Annotated in this window: 16 protein-coding genes; 4 read left to right on the top strand and 12 right to left on the bottom strand. The window is 37.0% G+C overall.

All coding sequences use genetic code 11. The features are described 5' to 3' along the window. Window positions 1-73: 73 nt before the first annotated feature. Together MP478_RS18685 and MP478_RS18680 are read right to left on the bottom strand one after the other, a co-directional pair. Window positions 74-997, bottom strand: a complete 924-nt coding sequence (locus MP478_RS18685) for a M28 family peptidase (protein WP_257201300.1) — start codon at window positions 995-997, stop codon at window positions 74-76. A 177-nt stretch (window positions 998-1,174) separates the two neighbouring features. Further along, window positions 1,175-1,564 (bottom strand): DUF4293 family protein, encoded by a 390-nt coding sequence (locus tag MP478_RS18680; RefSeq protein WP_230033755.1) that lies wholly within the window; start codon window positions 1,562-1,564, stop codon window positions 1,175-1,177. 144 nt (window positions 1,565-1,708) lie between these two features. On the opposite strand from MP478_RS18680, the gene rho reads away from it, so the two are divergent. Then, window positions 1,709-3,547 (top strand): transcription termination factor Rho, encoded by a 1,839-nt coding sequence (rho, locus tag MP478_RS18675; RefSeq protein ID WP_257201299.1) that lies wholly within the window; start codon window positions 1,709-1,711, stop codon window positions 3,545-3,547. Between the two features lie 218 nt (window positions 3,548-3,765). Then, window positions 3,766-4,362 carry a superoxide dismutase gene (locus MP478_RS18670; protein ID WP_230033759.1) on the top strand — a complete coding sequence of 199 codons (597 nt, stop codon included), beginning with the start codon at window positions 3,766-3,768 and terminating at the stop codon, window positions 4,360-4,362. A 56-nt stretch (window positions 4,363-4,418) separates the two neighbouring features. Here MP478_RS18670 and MP478_RS18665 read toward each other — a convergent pair whose 3' ends face one another. The 4 genes from MP478_RS18665 to MP478_RS18650 all read right to left on the bottom strand — a co-directional run bounded on the left by MP478_RS18665 (window position 4,419) and on the right by MP478_RS18650 (window position 8,883). After that, window positions 4,419-6,257, bottom strand: coding sequence for a T9SS type A sorting domain-containing protein (locus MP478_RS18665; protein WP_257201298.1), 1,839 nt, complete (start codon window positions 6,255-6,257; stop codon window positions 4,419-4,421). 17 nt (window positions 6,258-6,274) lie between these two features. Beyond that, window positions 6,275-7,012 (bottom strand): hypothetical protein, encoded by a 738-nt coding sequence (locus MP478_RS18660; RefSeq protein WP_257190343.1) that lies wholly within the window; start codon window positions 7,010-7,012, stop codon window positions 6,275-6,277. 199 nt (window positions 7,013-7,211) lie between these two features. Then, window positions 7,212-7,631 carry a DUF6146 family protein gene (locus MP478_RS18655; RefSeq protein WP_230033766.1) on the bottom strand — a complete coding sequence of 140 codons (420 nt, stop codon included), beginning with the start codon at window positions 7,629-7,631 and terminating at the stop codon, window positions 7,212-7,214. 52 nt (window positions 7,632-7,683) lie between these two features. After that, window positions 7,684-8,883 (bottom strand): endonuclease, encoded by a 1,200-nt coding sequence (locus MP478_RS18650; RefSeq protein WP_257190344.1) that lies wholly within the window; start codon window positions 8,881-8,883, stop codon window positions 7,684-7,686. Window positions 8,884-9,276: 393 nt separating this feature from the next. On the opposite strand from MP478_RS18650, the gene MP478_RS18645 reads away from it, so the two are divergent. Both MP478_RS18645 and MP478_RS18640 read left to right on the top strand, forming a co-directional pair. Continuing rightward, complete coding sequence (locus MP478_RS18645) at window positions 9,277-12,021, top strand: TonB-dependent receptor (RefSeq protein WP_257201297.1); 2,745 nt, start codon at window positions 9,277-9,279, stop codon at window positions 12,019-12,021. 10 nt (window positions 12,022-12,031) lie between these two features. Then, a complete protein-coding gene (locus tag MP478_RS18640) occupies window positions 12,032-14,191 on the top strand; it encodes a DUF5689 domain-containing protein (protein WP_257190346.1) in 2,160 nt (719 codons plus the stop codon). Between the two features lie 69 nt (window positions 14,192-14,260). Here the strand turns inward: MP478_RS18640 and MP478_RS18635 are convergent, their stop codons facing one another. The 6 genes from MP478_RS18635 to MP478_RS18610 form a co-directional block, all read right to left on the bottom strand. Then, window positions 14,261-14,830, bottom strand: a complete 570-nt coding sequence (locus MP478_RS18635; protein WP_257201296.1) for an inclusion body family protein — start codon at window positions 14,828-14,830, stop codon at window positions 14,261-14,263. Window positions 14,831-15,086: 256 nt separating this feature from the next. Continuing rightward, window positions 15,087-15,557: a DUF6702 family protein gene (locus MP478_RS18630; RefSeq protein WP_257190348.1), complete on the bottom strand. Its 471-nt coding sequence runs from the start codon at window positions 15,555-15,557 to the stop codon at window positions 15,087-15,089. A 58-nt stretch (window positions 15,558-15,615) separates the two neighbouring features. Beyond that, window positions 15,616-16,368, bottom strand: a complete 753-nt coding sequence (locus MP478_RS18625; protein ID WP_230033778.1) for a TIGR00730 family Rossman fold protein — start codon at window positions 16,366-16,368, stop codon at window positions 15,616-15,618. 10 nt (window positions 16,369-16,378) lie between these two features. Then, a complete protein-coding gene (locus MP478_RS18620; protein ID WP_047484835.1) occupies window positions 16,379-17,092 on the bottom strand; it encodes a nucleotidyltransferase family protein in 714 nt (237 codons plus the stop codon). Window positions 17,093-17,163: 71 nt separating this feature from the next. After that, complete coding sequence (locus MP478_RS18615; RefSeq protein WP_257190349.1) at window positions 17,164-17,580, bottom strand: RNase adapter RapZ; 417 nt, start codon at window positions 17,578-17,580, stop codon at window positions 17,164-17,166. A gap of 84 nt (window positions 17,581-17,664) precedes the next feature. Then, window positions 17,665-18,690: an aminoglycoside phosphotransferase family protein gene (locus MP478_RS18610; RefSeq protein WP_257201295.1), complete on the bottom strand. Its 1,026-nt coding sequence runs from the start codon at window positions 18,688-18,690 to the stop codon at window positions 17,665-17,667. Between the last annotated feature and the right edge of the window lie 26 nt (window positions 18,691-18,716).

Here is an 18,716-nt window from a genome sequence, read left to right as displayed (position 1 = left end):
GGAAGTATTGAAATGAAATGACGGTATGATAAAAAATAAACCGCCATTACGGCGGTTTTATTGCTGTTAAAGATTAGTTAAATTTAACCTGGTCATTATATTTCGGAGTGAAATTCTTAGGATTTAACTGGTCTAATGTTTTTCCGAAGTTATTGATGATCTGTGTCATATTATTAAAATCAACAATGTTAATATCATCATTTTCATGATGATAGTGTGATGCTTTAGTCATGTCAACCGTTGAAAATGAATGGGCAATAATTTTCTTTTTTACAAAGCTCACATTATCTGAACGGTAAAAAAGCTGTTCTTTTGCATAGGGGTCTGGTTTTATTGCCAATCCATTTACGGCATTTTTATTGAAAAGTTCATCTAAGTCTGAGAAGCTGTCACCGGTCATATATAATGCATTTTTCCCCCATTGAGATTCGGTGGCTACCATTTCAAAATTGAAAAGAGCGGTCATTTTATGATAGATCTTATCCAGATTTTTATCTTCAGAAATTGCTGTGGAACCGAGCATTCCTTTTTCTTCTCCGTTAAAGGCCATGAAAACCATTGAAAACTGAGGTTTTTTATTTTTAAAATAATCGGCAATACCTACCAAAGTTGTAATTCCACTGGCATCATCATCAGCGCCGTTATAAATATTATCGCCACTTTTATTGCTGGTTCCAATATGGTCAAAGTGTCCGGAAAACCCTAAATACTGATCTGATGTTCCTTTTTTAACCCCACATACATTGTATGCTTTTTGGCCTTTGTATTGAAAAGGAATCAGGTAAGAGTTTCCTGTGCAGTATTCGAGATTATTTTCTTTGAAAAGTGCGGCAATATAGTTGGCTGCATTTTCATTTTCAGGAGTTCCTATTTCACGTCCTTTCATTTCGTCTGACGCAAGGGTAGAAAGGATGGTTTTCACTCTTTCCTGTGAAACGTCCTGTGCAAAAGTACATATAGAGAACACTGATAGAGCGAGGTAGGTTAGCTTTTTCATTATTTTTTTATTAATATTATTATGATCTGTCGTACATTTAAGTGAAATGTTGCATGAGATTACATCAATAAAGATAATTAATTTGTAGAAATTGTTTTATAAGAGGCAGAACCTGTTTCTGATAAAAAAAACAGCTCCTAAAAAGAAGCTGTTCTCACTCAAAAAATCGTTGTAAGGTTACCGAAGTCTGTCTACAGATTTCACGAGCCTCTCATCTTTACGGATGTATACATTTGCAATAAGCAAACAGATCACCGCGATTAATGGGAAAATCGGCTCAATACCCTTCTCAGGAAATTGAATTCCTCCGGATAAGCTTAGCAGCCAGTACGCCAATACACCAATCAACAAAACGTTTATAATGATGCTGACAGAATTCAGCAAAATTTGTCTTTTTCTGTTTTTAAAACTGAAAATACTTAATGCTCCGGCTAAAACCAGCAGGATACACCCTATAGTAAGCACCGGAATGTTGTTCAAAATAACAACATCCTGTCCTGTAATGAAAAGAAAAACAGCAGATAAAACTGCCAGTAACGTCCATATGGTTTGTATTCTCTGTAGCATTGAATATTAAATTCTTGGCAAAAATAACATAAATTTTGCACAATTCAAAAATAAGTGTAGATTTGCATTATACAATGTACTTGAAAACCAAAGTCACCGGACTTACTTTTCTTACTCACAATTAATTACATTTTTACATTAAGTATGTTTAACATAGAAACGTTAAGGTCAAAATCCGTAACGGAACTGACGAAAATCTTAAAGGATTTAGGCGTTAAAGTTGCAAGAAATAGCAATGAGAATGATAAAATCTTTGCAGTTCTTGACTTTCAGGCTTCCAACCCTAAAGTTGCAAAAGATTATTTCAACGCCACAGAAACCAGTCCAAATACGGAAGAGGCCACAGCAGATAAACCTGTAAAAGCCCCGGCAAAAAAAGCTGCTCCAAGGAAAATGGTAGCAAAGCCAAAAGTGAATGCCAAAACTCCGGTTGAACCGAAAGTGGAGCAAAAGGCAGAGGAAACGGTTCCTGTTTCTGAAGAAATAAAACCCGAAGAACCTAAACCCGAAGCAGTGGTAGCCGCAGCAACAGAAGAAGTGACTGCTGCATCACAAGCTAAAAAGAAAAGAAAAAGGGTTTCTGGAAATACAGGTGATACAGAAGTATCTCAGGAAAGAACAGAAGCTCCTAAAAATACAGAATCTCCATCTCAGGAGCCTGCCCAGGCAGAAGAGAAGCCTAAGAATCCTCAGCAACAGGCTAACAGATCCCCAAAAGGACACAACCATCCGCAGAACAGCGGAAATCAACATAGAAATCAGCATCAGCAACAAAATCAACAACAACAGCACCAACACCAGAACCAGAATCAAAACAGACATTCTGAAAAGGCAGAGGAACAGACTGACCATAAGAAAGAATTTCATTTCGACGGTATGGTAAGTATTGAGGGGGTTTTAGAGATACTGCCTGATAACTATGGATTCCTTCGTTCTTCAGATTTCAGCTATATTTCTTCACCTGATGATGTGTATGTTTCTACAGCACAGATCAGAAACTTCGGTTTAAAAACCGGAGATACCGTGAAAGGAATTGTAAGACTTCCGAAAGAAGGGGAAAAATATTTTTCTTTACTAAAACCTACGGAAGTAAACGGACGCGATCTTGCTTTTATCAAAGACCGGGTTGCCTTTGAATATCTTACACCACTTTTCCCACAAGAGAAATTTAATCTTGCAGGGAGCGAATCTACCATTTCAACAAGAATTGTAGATTTATTTGCACCTATCGGAAAAGGACAGAGAGCAATGATTGTTGCGCAGCCTAAAACTGGTAAGACCATGTTGCTTAAAGATATTGCCAATTCTATTGCAGCGAATCACCCGGAAGTATACATGATGGTTCTTTTGATTGATGAACGTCCTGAGGAGGTTACTGATATGGAAAGAAGCGTGAATGCAGAAGTAATTGCTTCTACATTTGATGAAGCGGCTGAAAAGCATGTAAAGGTAGCTAACCTTGTTCTTGCAAAAGCTCAGAGAATGGTAGAATGTGGGCATGACGTTGTTATCCTGCTGGATTCTATCACAAGGCTGGCAAGAGCATATAATACCGTGACTCCGGCTTCAGGTAAAGTTCTTTCCGGGGGAGTTGATGCGAATGCACTTCACAAACCGAAAAGATTCTTTGGAGCAGCGAGAAAAATTGAAGGAGGAGGTTCTTTAACGATTATTGCTACAGCACTTATTGATACCGGTTCCAAAATGGATGAAGTGATCTTTGAAGAATTCAAAGGTACCGGAAACATGGAGCTTCAACTGGACAGAAAAATTGCTAACAGAAGAATTTATCCGGCTATTGACTTGATTTCTTCAAGTACACGTAGGGATGATCTTCTTCTTGACGAGGTTACCTCTCAGAGAATGTGGATCTTTAGAAAATATCTTTCTGAAATGAATCCTATAGAAGCTATGGAATTTGTAAATAAAAACATCAAAGGAACTCTTAATAATGAGGAATTCCTGATGTCTATGAATAAATAAATTTAATTATTGTTAAATAGAAAAAGCATGGATCCTGTTTTGGGATTCGTGCTTTTTCATTTTTAGGAGGGTAATAAGTACATGCGGGTATTTTATTTTAAACTTTAATTCATTCTAAATCAATATATCAATGTTAAAGATTTATTAAAGTAATCCCCAAACCTTGATAATACCTTAAATATTGGCTAATTTTGGATATAACATTAAAAATAAAGATTATGTCATTTGAATTACCAAAACTAGGATATGCATACGATGCATTAGAGCCAACTATTGATGCAAAAACTATGGAGATCCATTATACAAAACATCACCAGGCGTATATTGACAACTTAAATAAAGCAATTGAAGGAACTGAGCTGGCAGGGAAAACTATCGAGGAAATCTGTAAAACAGGAACTGATAAACCGGCAGTAAGAAACAATGGTGGAGGACACTTCAACCATTCTTTATTCTGGACTATTTTAACTCCTGGAGGAAGTAAAGAACCTGTAGGAAACGTAAAAGCTGCTATTGAAAACTATGGTGGTTTAGAGAAATTCAAAACTGATTTTTCTGATGCTGCTAAAACAAGATTCGGTTCAGGATGGGCTTGGCTAGTGAAAAATGCTGACGGTTCTGTATCTGTTTCTTCTACTCCAAACCAGGATAACCCGTTAATGCCTGTTGCAGACGTTAAAGGAACTCCGGTTTTAGGATTAGATGTTTGGGAGCATGCTTATTATTTAAACTACCAAAACAGAAGACCTGATTATGTTTCTGCATTCTTCGATGTAGTAAACTGGGATAAAGTAGAGGAGTTATTCAACAAATAATTTTCAGCTATTATAAACAAAAGGTTCAGAAATTTCTGAACCTTTTTTGTTGTGTATTATTTTAAGATAACGGTTTTACTCACCTGCCTCTTTTCAAGATTTATTTTTAAGAAATAATTACCTTTTAAAAGATTCTGAAGATGGGCTTCAGAAGTATTTCCTTTCAGTACCATCTTTCCGGAAAGGTCATACATTTCCCATGAAAGAAGTTTTTCATTGCCTGTACTTATTTTAAAATACCCTGAGGCAGGATTGGGATGGATTTTAATCTCTGCCGGTAATATTTGAGTTTCAGAGGTCCTCATTGAATTTACAGGAGGGATTTTGGTAAACGTATTGTTTTCTTCGCAGGGGCCGATATATGCATGAAATATTCCAACATCCTGGCCAGTAGCGTAGAAGCCTGGCAATAGATGAACCTGATATCCCGCTCTATAAGTAACTTCAAGGTTAGGATAAATCTGTGAGCTCGCATAGATTCCTCCGCTTGCCTGAAAAGTTTGAGACGTAACTACCTTTTCATTGATGTACATTTCTTCAAAACATGGGCTGTTACAGTTTTTAAATGAAACATCGGGACCAGGAGGGTTGGTGTAGTTGGCCGAAACTTCCGGCTGGTTAATTCCTCCCATATTATAAACCATTCTTACCCTAAAGTTGAACTCTGTATTAGAGGTCATTCCTGAGGGGTAAAAGGAGTAACTACTTACATAAAAACTGAAGCTATTAGTATTTGGAAAGTTGGGAGAAATTAAGGTCGTTACAAGATTTCCTGTGCTTGCTTCTAAGATATCTAGCTTAATGCCGGCTCCGGGCATTTGAAACGTTGCATTGGGAGGAAGCTGATAATTACCCGTGATATACATAGGGTCTTGGGGACATCCTGTTTGGTTTCGGGGATGAAGATTGATTGTTCCAACAGTAGGAATATTGCAGTTAGGAGGCAGCCCGCAGAAATCATCAAAATAACCATATCCGTAATGGCCGCTGTTTCCACAGTTTGACATAATGATTTCCAGTGTTACAAACTGCCCCATATATTGTGAAGTATCAATGTTTTCACATCTCCACCCTGAGTATAAAATATTGTTTGCCGGATTATAATTGAAAAGAGGATTGGAGACTCCGTCAACGGTTCTTTGGTATACTATATTTCCACTGCTGTTTTTAAGTCTTACCTGATAATAGGGATATCTCGTATCGTTTGTGTGGCCTCCGTCTGCAGGATTTTGGAAAAATAAAGCATAGGCATAGCTGATGCTCCTCTCATTAACAATAAACTGCCTTCTTAGCAATGAGGCTCTTCTGGACAACACACTGGTAGGCTGGTTGAGCCTAATGGCATATTTTCCGGAATATACCCTGGGAATACTTGGAATGTTGGGATCTGCAGAACTGGTATCTACTAATGTAACGTTGGAGTTGGGCGCAGGGTTGACCACAGTGGTCGGTGTAAGGGTGTATTGTGCCCAGGTAGACTGATCATATACATCACTGGCAAATCCATAGCCTGCTGTAGAGCCGCCATTATCTTCAAAACCTCCATTGGTACACTGCTGAAGAACCTGTGCGAAATACAGGCTTACTTTTTCAGGATTTCTTTTGAAATATTCATTTCTTAGCTTTTGCCGCTTTGCCGTATTAAGTGCAGTGTTGTAGTCTGAGACAGAAAGAGGCTGTCCGGTTTCTTTATTTGTAGTATCTGTAGCGTTGATGACTTCTGTAAAATCAAATGTATTGATATTCTGAGTGATAAAGTTTTCAATTTCTATTTCAGTAAGAGTTACTTTATCAAGCCTTTTCTTCTCATCTTTCAGATAAGTTTCCTCATAACTTTGTGCGGTAATCTGAATTACAGCCAGGCACAAGGTTAATAGTATTAGAATTTTTTTCATAAATAATACTGTATAGGTTATTTTTTAGCTTGTTCTAAAGCCTCGATTCTTTTTTGCTGTTCCTTAATCAGCTTATTCTGTTCAATCGTATAAAGAGTAAGTTCTTCAATTTTCTGCAACAGTAAATTGGACATTTCCCCTATATTCAGTCCTTTTTCCTGTATTTCTTTTGCCGATGGAATATTCGGAAGGTGGTTGTTTTCCTTGGTGAATTTTTCTACATCTTCAAGAGTAGGCATTGTATATTCCGGTTGTAAGCTGGAAGCTCCTGTGTAATATTTCTGGAATACATAATCAGCAGGCACGTTAAGATCCACTTTTACCTCTTCAGCATGGATCTTTCCTTTTACAGTTAACTTGGCATCCGGATTTAAGGAACCCATTCCAATATTTCCATTGTCGTGAAGGAATAGTGGAGCATCACAGATTCCTGTTGAGCAGGGAGAAATAGCATCATACCTCATGAAAGCTAATCCTTTTGCCCATTGATTTCCTTTCCATATTGCCCATTCTTTTACAGTTCCCTGCTGAGTGTAAGAATCATCAATAAACCTTAAGCCAGTGGGAATATACCCACCGTTTCCTCTTATTATGGGGATATTTCCATTAGCGTTAATATCTAATGACCCTTGGGGAGTTGAAATGTTAATTCCAACATTTGTATTCGTGGAAGCAGACAGTGTTCCCGGAACATAAAGCTGAGCGCTTAGCAGGCATACGGATAGCACAGACAGTGCTGAAAACATTTTCTTCATGAGTTAAATTAGTTTTATAGGTTATTAGTTTACTGAAAATCAAAATTCAGTGATATACAAATATAATTAAATCTTATGATGAATTTCTAGATAATTTATTAATTTTATTCTGGTATTATAGATAATATGCTGTGTAATGAATGGTTTAAATAATAAAGGTCCAGAAATTTCTGAACCTTTATTATTTTATTGGATGTTATTATCTTATTGCATCACTTCCGGACAGGCCATTCATTTTGAGGCCGTATTTCCAATTTACGTATGCAAAGACCTGATACAGTTTATATTCAAATTTTATCCCGTAGTTTTCCCGTGGATCATAATCTATTCCTGATTCTATAACATTTCTGTATTTGCCGGTGTTGTAATAACTATTCCATTCATTGACCAGGAATGTATTCTTGTTTTTCAGATAAGATTCTGAATACTGATTCATAGGTTTGGCAATAGCATTCAAAAAATAATCAAACTGGGTGTCTATGACAACAATATCCCACTCTCCATCTTCATTTTTAGAAGGTTTCATTTCTGCATGTTCTTTATTATTTTTAGGTGTATTCTGAGAATAGCAACTGTATGGAAGAATGGCCATAAGCAGCAGTAAAACAAAATTTTTCATGATTCAATTATTTATACTAAAAAAGCACTCCAATAAGAGTGCCTTTCTATATTTATTTTTTAATATATTCTTTCTGAACTACAGAAACCGCAGGGAAGTGGTCACTGTATCCGCCTGTGAACCGGTCTCCATCCCAGGAACGTAATGGATATCCTTTCCATTGTCCTTCCTTGTTTACAAGATAAGGCGGAGCATAGATCTCTGCTTTATAGATGGTATAGGTAGGCGTTATTTTTTCCGGTGAGTAAAGATTTCTTGAAACGATAATCTGATCAAATAAGTTCGGAGCATCTCTGTATGCCAGTGAAGCAACGCCAGCTTTATATAATTTATACATCAGGTTGTAATAAGGAGTCTTATCTGATAACTCACCTGGATCACCTACGGCAGCTAAGTGTTTTTTCAAACTCGGGCTTACAGGGTCGTCGTTGTAATCACCCATTGAGAATAGCTTTATTCCCGGATTTTCAGCAGCTATTTTATCCATTTCACTTTTCAGGACAGTGGCAGCTGTATTTCTTTTGGCAAGAGAAATTGCCTCACCACCCCTTCTGGACGGCCAGTGGTTCATAAAGAGACCTACTTTTTCTCCATCCAGTAATCCAATAGCGATAACAATATCTCTGGTATATTCTCTTCTCCCGTTTTCATCGTAAATTTTGATCTCTTTTTTATAAGAATCCAATACGGAAAATCTTCCTTTTTGATAAATAATGGCTACATCAATTCCTCTGGAATCATAAGAATTAAAATGAACAATCCCATAATTGCTTTTTGCCAAAGCTGGCTGTTTGATTAAATCTTCAATGACCTGTCTGTTTTCAACCTCTATTAATCCACAGATTGCAGGGTTGTCATTGGTGTATTGTCTTCCCAGTTCCGAAATCACCTTAGCCTCATTAGCCAGTTTCTGATTATAATATTTTGTTCCCCATCTTTTAGGGCTGTTGGCTGTAAAGTCTTCAGATAAAAACTGTTTTCTGATCACTTTTTTTCCAATCAACAGATCATCGCTCCATTCTCCTTTATAATCTTCCGTTGTTTCAAGAAACTTTAAAGAATCTACAGGTACACTTCTGTGAAATTTAGGATTAGAAAGAGGAAGAGTTCCATCAATATAATCTGCAGAAGGAATGGTATCCCAAAGGTTTTCTACGTTCAGGAAGGCAATAGCTGCTCTTTTGACCTGCTTTTGTTGTGAAAAAGCAGAACTGAAGCAAAACAGAGCGGCGATGATTAAATATTTTTTCATATTCTTAGTATATTCAAAAAAACTGAGGGGGTAAAATTACTAATTTTATATAAGAATAAAGACTAAAATAATTTGAGTTCAGTTTAATAAGAAATTAAGGATTAGGTTGAAAGCCAAAGCTGGAGCTAAGAAAAGCTATTATTTTACCTTTCCCGGCTTCCGGATTTCTTATATTATATACGAAAAAAGGCCTTCATTTTTAAGATAAGTTTAACTATAAGAATATTATTATTCTATTTTTTGTAATCGATGGAAATTAGCATATATTTTTATGATAATACCGGGGCGTTAAGAAAATTTAATAGAATAAACAGCTAAAACTGTTTGACTTAATGAAAATAGTTCTAAATTTGTTGCCCCTTAAATAAAGAAGGAGTTAAAAATAAGTTTATTATGATTAAAAAACTATCCCTAATCTCTTTATTTACTTTAATGCCTGCATCTTTTTATTTTGCGCAAACCACTGTATATGCGTATGTTAAAGATCAGGATGGTAAGCCTTTGGAGAAAGCAGAAGTAGATCTGGCACAATCCGTTGACGATGTGACTGCGGATAAAATTGGATACTTCCAGTTTGTGGATTTAAAACCTGGACACTATCTTATTACAGTGGCAAAACCAAACTTTGAGTCAAAAATCTTAGAGTTTGATGTAGCTGAAAATGAGAAGAGAAAAGACTTAGGTGTTATTACACTTAATTACACTTTGGGATCAGATGCAGGAGTAATAGTCATTGATGACTCTGCAAGTGATTCTGAAGACGGGGGCTCATCTATGCAGCCTACTGTAGGACTTTTAAGCTCAGGAAGAGATGCTTTTCAGAATGTTTCTGCTTTTGAACTCGGTGCTTACTGGTTCAGACCAAGAGGGGTAGACAACAGATTTGAAGATGTTCTTTTTAACGGTGTATCCATGTCTAAGAATGATGACGGAAGAATAGACTTCAACAATTGGGGAGGGATGAATGATGTGACGAGATATCCTTATGAGAATGTAGACAATATTACTCCTTCAGAATATACCTTTGGTAATTTAGGTGGGGTAGTATATTATAATACCAGAGCTTCCAGCTATAGAAAACAAACTTCATTAGCCTATTCATTTACGAACAGAAGTTACCTGCACAGAGCCATGGCTACCTATTCATCAGGTCTTACTAAAAACGGATGGGCTGTAACTGTTTCTGCAAGCAGAAGATGGGGAGACAGGGCAATTATTGATGGTGTTTATCAGGATGCCTATGCTTATTTTGCATCTATTGAGAAAAAATTCACGGATAGACACTCCATTAATTTAACAGCCTTTGGGTCTCCTACGTACAGGGCTTCCAACGCTCCGAATACTCAGGAAGTATACGACCTGATGGGTAAAAATTATAATTCGTACTGGGGATGGCAGGATGGAGAGAAAAGAAACTCCAGAATCAGAAATGTTTTTGAACCTATGTTCATCTTAACAGATTACCTGAAAGTGGGTAAAAACTCTAACTGGACAAACACTGTATCTTATCAGTTTGGTAGCGATGCAAGAAGCAGACTCGACTGGTTCCATGCTCCAGACCCAAATCCTACTTATTACAGAAAACTGCCAAGTTACGGACTTCTTTCTGCTGATGAATTCAGACAGCAGTCACAAATAGACTGGAATTCTCTTTATAATGCCAACCGTCTTAACCTTGTTGATGGTGAAGGAAAGCCAAGAGGAGCTGTTTATACTATTGTAGAAGATGTTAATAAAGATAAAACATTCAACTTTTCATCTCATTTTGATACAAGGCTGAAAGATAACTGGAAATTGAATGTAAACTTCAACTATCAGAATTTAAAATCTGATAACTTCAGAAGAGTTAAAGATTTATTAGGAGCTAATTTTGCCAGTAATCTCAATGCATTCAACGGTGATACAAGATATGATGCAGATAATGCTAATGCAGAAGTAAGAGAAGGAGACAGAACTCAATATTCTTACGAGCTGACAAGAAATCATTATTCACTGAACATTTCTTCTGAAATAGATTTCAATAAATGGAATGTAGTGGCTTCTGTATTCTCTTCTTATTCTGAAGCATACAGAGAAGGACACTTCAGAAGTGGAATTGCCAGATTCAGAGACAATTCCAAAGGTAAAAGTACAGTATATGATGCCTTGGATGCCGGGGTTAAAGGGAAGATTACCTATAAAATCAACGGTAAGAACTTTATTGTTTACAACGGGGCATTCTTTAGCTTAGCACCTACACTTAATGAAATCTATATCAACCCTAGGATGGTGGATTACCAAACTCCGGGAGTTACCAACCAGATGATCAATTCTAATGATCTGAGCTACGTAATGAGAGGACAGATTTTAAAATTGAGACTATCAGGTTATTTAACAACGATTCAAAACGCCACGGAGATTTCAAGATATTATGCTGACGTAAACGACGGTACCCTGGGAAATTCTTTCAGTACTTTGGTTAATGAAGCGATGAGTGGAGTTAATAAAAGATACATGGGGCTTGAATTAGGTTTCGATGTTAAGATTACACCTACCTTAAATGCAGTAGGGGTAGCCAGTGTAGGAGAGTACAAATACACCAACAATCCTGAAGTGTCCACTTTTGATGACTTAAACGGGTTCAGAGGAACAGACGTTTGGGGTAAAGCTAATGTTAAAGGATATAAAGTAGCCGGAACACCTCAAAAAGCATTCTCTTTGGGATTAAAATATAATTCTCCGAAATACTGGTGGGTAGGAGCATCTGCGAACTACCTGATGGATCAGTATCTTGATTTCTCAGCGTTGAATAAGACGCCTTATATGTATACGGATCCACAGACTAATGATCCTTTTGCCGGAGTAACTCCTGAACTGATTGAGCTTATTACCAAGCAGAAAAAATTTGATAACCAGTTTATGCTGAATGCCAATGCCGGCAAATCTTTCCAGTTTGGAAAATACAGAATGGGAATCAGTGTTTCTGTAAATAATATCCTGAACAACAGGAATTATGTGACCGGAGGATTTGAACAAGGACGAAATGTAAACTTTAGTGATGCACTTGCTGATGCGCAGAGAGAAACTCCTTATTTCGGACCAAAACTTTGGTATGACAGAGGAATAACTTTCTTTACTAATGTTTATTTAAGATTCTAAAACGACTACAATGAAAAAATATAACTCAATTTTAAAATATATTTTTATCACAGCAGCTTCCTTGTTCATAACGACAGGATGTGTGCATGATGATAAATACGACCAACCCAATCTTGACGGGTATGACTGTGCCGACAAAAATGGGATTATAATGCCTTTTGCCGACGTTAAAGCTAAGTTTCAGAATAATGTAACCTATGTTTTCCCGGAAGATACCACACCCAATAATGAGGAAGATGATTTATATATGGTAGGGTATGTTTCTTCTACGGATGAAACAGGAAATATTTATAAGACGATCTACGTTCAGGATGCACTGGAAAATCCTACACAGGGGTTTACCGTGAGTGTAGATGCAGTAAGTACTTATACCAAGTATCCTCAGGGATCAAAAGTATATATCAAGCTTAACGGCCTTGCTGTAGGTGCTTATGGAAACCTTGTACAGCTTGGTATGAAAACAGGGGCGGAAACCACTCCTTCGTCTGTATCAAGAATTCCTGAAAAACTTGTTGGAAAGCATATCTTCAGATCTTGTGCTCCAAAAGGAAAGATTGTACCGAAAATAATGAAACTGGCTGACATGGTTCCTGCCAATGACCAATATTTCGGATGTCTTATTCAGGTAAATGATGTAGAATTTGATGCGAGAGCTTTATGTACTACGTATGCACCCAATGGAGTAACGGTAGATAAAACAATAGGTGAAGGATGGACAGCTGGAAAATATGCAAAAACTGCGGTGGTAAGAAACAGTGGATATGCTGCATTTGCAGGTCAGCTTCTTCCTTCTGGTAATGGTAAATTTGTTGGGATTTACAGTAAATTCCAATCTGGAAATACACCTACTTATCAATTATATGTAAACAAGTCGGAAGATCTTGATATGAAGAAGTTCCCACGTTTAGACGGTCTTACAGAAGGACCATGTGACTTTAATCCAGGTTCACTTACCGCTAAAACAGTGGCTGATGTGAAACAGTTGGCTGCAGGCACTACAAACTGGGTACAGATCACTTCAGATTCTTACCTTAAAGCTCAGGTGGTAGCTAATGATGAAACAGGAAACCTTTATAAGTATATGTATGTAGAAGATGCTACAGGAGGAATCAGAATAAACATGAACAAAACGAACCTGTATCTTGACAGCAGATTCAGATTAGGTAAAGATGTGAATATCAAACTTAAAAACCTGTATGTAAGAAGTGTAAACGGAGAAGTTCAGTTAGGGGCTTTATTCAATAATGATACACAGTTCGGACAGATAGAGGAAATAAATATGTATAAATATTTCTTCGACAGCAATACCGCTTCAAGACCGGTGGTACCTACCGAAAAAACAATTTCTCAGTTAACAGCCGGTGATGTAGGAAGATGGATTAAAATTAAAGATCTTCAGTTTGTTGATGGAGACCTGGGAAGAACACTAACTGATGGAAGTGCCGTAACAAGCAGAACGCTTCAGGATTGTTCAGGAAATACTGTTGTCCTGAGAACAAGCGGACAGGCAAAATTTGGTACTGTTGCTCCGGGAGGTTACGAAGTAAAAGGAGGAAAAGGTGATGCATACGCTATTTTAAGTATCTATAATGGAACCTATCAGTTGTGGATCACTAAACTGGCGAATATTGACTTTGATGCACCAAGATGTGACGGAAGCGTATATACGCCACTTCCGGTTGTGTACAGTGATGATTTTGCAGCAGGTGGATTCAGTTCAGACTGGACGGTAAAGAATGTGACGGGTCCTCAGGTTTGGCAGACATCTAACCAAGGAAACGGGCAGAATTACTACGCAATGATGAATGGTAATGCCGGAGGTGCCGGAAATAATATTGTGAACGAAGACTGGTTGGTTTCCAAAGCGGTGAGCCTGGTTGGAAAAACTAAAGCTGCAGTAAGCTTTTCAACAGACGTAAGATACGCAGGAAATGCATTACAGGTGTATGCTACAGATAACTATACCGGCGATCCTGCAACCACAACGTGGACTCTGTTACCGGCTACTTTAGATACCAACGCCAATGCATTCGGCGACTGGGTTGGGTCAGGTAACGTAAACTTAAGCGCTTTCCTAGGGAAAAACGTAAGAATTGCATTTAAATATACTTCTACTACTGCTGCCGCAGCAACATGGGAAGTAGATGATTTCAAGATAAAAGCACAATAATCATTGCTTATGATATGAAAAGCCGGCTCGCAAGAGCTGGCTTTTTTATGCCATATAAAATAATAGGTACTACTTAACCGTAATTGTAGGGTCCCAACGACAGTAACTATAAAGATTTTGTTTATCACTGTTTTCTGGATTTAAAGTATATAAAGCAAAATAAATATAATAGCTTCCCTGTCCGGTGCTGCCTACCCTTGCATCCAGGCTTTGAAAAAGAATATTGGCAGATAAAGCAGGAAGGCCATCGGCTTTTGTATGATCAGGTATTGCAGCTTGCTTTCTTTCTACGCCCTCATATTGAATAGTATTGCCATTAAATACATCCACTCCGGCATAGTTTTGAACATTGTAGATAATAATAGCATCATCTGAGTTCTGATATATCGAACAGCCTCTGAAACATACAGTATCTCCGGCTCTTGCGGTGAAGTTTAAGTCTCCTGTTGCCTGCCCACCGGCAACGTTGGCAGTGGGAACGATCATATACTTTCCTGCATGATCAATAGGTACCGCTTTAGTGCTGTCATCTGTACAAGGGGTAAGGTTATTTAATTTCATGTATTCTTTTACATAATCAGTGTCTATTACGACCATAATGTCTATTTCCCTGCTTGATGCTAATTGTGATGTGTCCATGTGATTTGTTTTTTAATGATTGTTTTTCCTACTCGTTGGCTTTTCAGATTCCGCCCCGTTTTTTATGTGATGTCGGCTTCAACATTGTAATTACATGACAAATGTAGGACGTTAAAAAGACGTGTGTTAGCGTATAAGTGCGGAATTTGCAGTCAGTATTTTTACGTATTAATCCCTTATTGGTGATTTTTATTATAAAAAAATACCCTGAAAGTTTAACTTTTAGGGTACTTATACTGGTTAAATTTAATTCTTTTTAAAAAGAAACCTCGTTCACTTCTTTTCCTCTCTGGAAGTTCATTGTTTTCTGGCTGCCTTTATAGGCGATGTTCACCAGGTTGATTTGCTTCGGAAAGGAGCTTAAAAGGATCGTGTTTTTAATTTTTAAGGTGTTGATATCTGAAACTCCTGCGGTTTCAAAATACACCCATACAGTTTCTCCGCTTACCTGGCTTCCGGTGAAGGTTATTGTTTTGGGAGCACCATTGACAAATACATCAAAATTGTTATTCACATATTTTTTAACTTCAGCTTCAAATCCTGCTGTGTTAGGATTTATTTTAATAGCGTCAGAGATATGGCTTGTATTCATTTTTGTGGTAAACTTCAATGTTTTGCTTCCATCAATATAATCCACCTTGGTCATTGAAGAGAAAAAGTCTACATACATAAAACTCATTAACACAAAAAATGTTAAAATTCCTGATATATATAAAAGTTTTTTCATCTTAATTAATAGATTTACAATCATACTTGCTATTTATAAGTCACAAATAATATGCCAATTAAAAATTAACATTTACAGAATATTTATCATAAAATGCTTTAATATGCGCTACGGCCTCATCTGCAGTGTCTACCACCCGGTAAAGATCCAGATCATCTTCGGCAATCATCCCTTCTTTCAGTAAGGTTGCTTTGAACCAATCCAGCAATCCGCCCCAGAATTCACTTCCTACCAGAACAATGGGAAATTTCCCTATTTTATTGGTTTGAATCAGTGTCATTGCTTCTGTAAGCTCATCCAAAGTACCAAAACCTCCCGGCATAACCACGAAGCCCTGAGAATATTTTACAAACATTACTTTTCTCACGAAAAAGTAATCAAAATTCATGGAATAGGATTTATTGATGTAAGGATTGAAATGTTGTTCAAAAGGAAGATCAATATTAAGTCCTATGGATTTCCCTTTAGCATTGAAAGCTCCTTTATTTCCTGCTTCCATGATTCCAGGGCCTCCTCCGGTAATAATTCCGAATCCTAATTTGGTGATCTTTTCAGCAATTTCTACAGCCATTTCGTAGTATGGGCTTTCCGGTTTCAGCCGGGCAGAACCAAATATCGAAACACATGGGCCTATCCTGGCCAGTTTTTCATAGCCGTCTACAAACTCAGCCATGACCTTGAAAACCATCCAGCTGTCCTTAGCGATTGTTTCGTCCCAGGTTTTTTGCCTGAAACTGTTAAGCAATTTTGTTTCGTTAATGTCGAGCTCTGGATTTACTAAACTTTCATCCCTGGTTCCCTCAATTTCCATGTGCAAAAAATTATTTAAAATGTTTTTCGGCTTCTATTACAGATTCCGGTCTTCCGACATCTACGAGAATACTGTCATGTACAAAACCGTGAATATGTTCGGTAAGCATCAGATCCAGATATTCTTCCATAACAGAGAATTTGCCTGTTCTTTTTATTTTTTCAAAGATAAGAGGGTTGATGCAGTGAACACCACTGAAGGCAAGAGCTTTAAATCCTTTATTGAATTCTGCAAGTCTCTGCTCTCCTGTTTGTACATTCAGCCAGCCTCGTAAAACCATCTCATCGTTGAAAAGGAGTTTTCTCGAACTTTCACGGTCCGAAACTGCTAAAGTAGCAAAATCTTTTATCTTTTTATGATATTCTACCAATGTATTGATGTTTATATTGGTTAATATATCAGCGTTCATGATTAAAAAATCTTCACCATGATCAAGAAATTTTCTTGCAAAAATTAAGCCGCCTCCGGTTTCCAGAAGTTCATTGGTCTCGTCAGAGATTTCTATCTTACAGCCGAAGTTATTGTTTTTATGTAAAAAATCAACAATCTGATCTCCAAAATGATGAATGTTGATTACAAAATCCTGTATTCCAAAACTTTTTAAATATTTGATATTTCTTTCCAAAAGAGGAATACCATTCACTTTGGCCAAAGCTTTCGGATGATGGTCTGTAAACGGTTTAAGCCTTGTGCCTTTTCCTGCTGCGAAAATAAGAGCCTTCATAATAGTAAGAGTAATGAGTTAATGAGTAATCGAAAATAGGGAATGAGTAATAAGGGTATTCCTTATGCTGATTACTGATTACCAATGTTCAGTTGATGTTGTTCATCATGATGAAGGCTTATTTCTGTCCCTTCAGGATATTTCTCCTTGATGAATTCAGCAATTTTAATTGCACAGTATACTGATCTGTGCTGTCCTCCGGTACACCCGAAATTGATCTGAAGATTTTCAAACCCTCTAGCCAGATAGTCCTCGATATTAATGGAGATGATGGATTTTACCAATTCTAAAAACTTAGGCATTTCTGTCTTTGTTTCCAGGTATTCCTGAACTCCGATATCATTTCCGGTCTGTATTTTATATTCCTCAATTCTTCCGGGATTTAAAATTCCTCTGCAGTCAAAGGCGAAACCACCTCCGTTTCCTGAGCTGTCTTTTGGAATTCCTCCTTTTTTATACGAAAAGCTGTGTATGTCTATGTGTAGCATTTTTCTTCTTTTTTATTTTTTTACCATTAAGGTATTTAAAGTTTTTAAGATAAGGTAAGATTTTGATCCATCAAAAAAACATTCTTAATGGTTTAAATTTAAAATTTCCTTAATTTTTATTTTTGATTTTTCATGGGATAAGTGTTGAATAACCTTTTTAAGTTCAGGATAATTTTTCATACCCTCCCAGGCATCAGCAAGCTGAGTGATATTTTGGATTCCTTTTTCCAGGCTTGCCATAAAATGCTGTTTCCTTTGGATTAGTCCCCGGAATCCATACGCTCCCAAAACCTGTAAAAACCGCATCATCTGGATAGGTTTCACAGCATTGTGTAGCTGAGTCCTTGCCTCCGGATCTTCAAACTGCTGAATATAATACGCTAGCATTTCATTTTTGAAATCTTCCGGAAAATCAGCTTTTGCCTGATAAAGAAAGGAGATGACATCATACATCAAAGGACCTTTCATGGCAGACTGATAATCAATGAATGAAACTTCATTTTTCTTATTCACCATAATATTTCTGGCCTGAAAATCACGGATCATTATTCCTTTAGGCTCCAGATTTTCTATAAGAAGGGCAATTTGCTTGAATTCCTTAAGCAGGGTAGATTTGTTGTACTCCAGCTCTAAAATATCTGCTACAAAGTTTTTAAAATAGTATAAATCATGAATAACAGGGAGTTCATCATAATTTTCATATTCAAAAGTTTTTGTAAAATCAATTCTTCCCTGGGTTTGAATCTGCAGTCTGAACAGCTGTTTCAAAGTCTGTTTTACAAGGTATTTTACATCAGGCGATAGCTGCTCTTTTGTAATCACCTCCGAAAGGGTCTGCTCCCCCAAAAACTCCTGTATATACATTTTTCTATCCTCTGAAACCGCCAAAATCTTTGGGGTATTAAGGTTTAGTTCAGAGAAAACACTGGAATAGTAAAGGAAACTTTCGTTTTCGGGAATGTTTTCATTATAAGTGATAATGTATTTTTCAAGGTCTGTTGTAGCCAGAAAATTCACCCTGGCAGAGCCACTTTGAGCTAATGTGACGAATTCGGAAGATTTTTTACCACAATGGTTTTCAAAAAATTGTTTTGCGTTTTCAGAAGTCATAATATAAAAACAAATATACTAATTTA

Source organism: Chryseobacterium sp. WG14, from assembly GCF_024586945.1.
In the GTDB taxonomy this organism is placed as follows: Bacteria; Bacteroidota; Bacteroidia; order Flavobacteriales; family Weeksellaceae; genus Chryseobacterium.
Note: the sequence above shows the minus strand (reverse complement) of the source record. Positions and strands in the feature narration are given on the sequence as shown.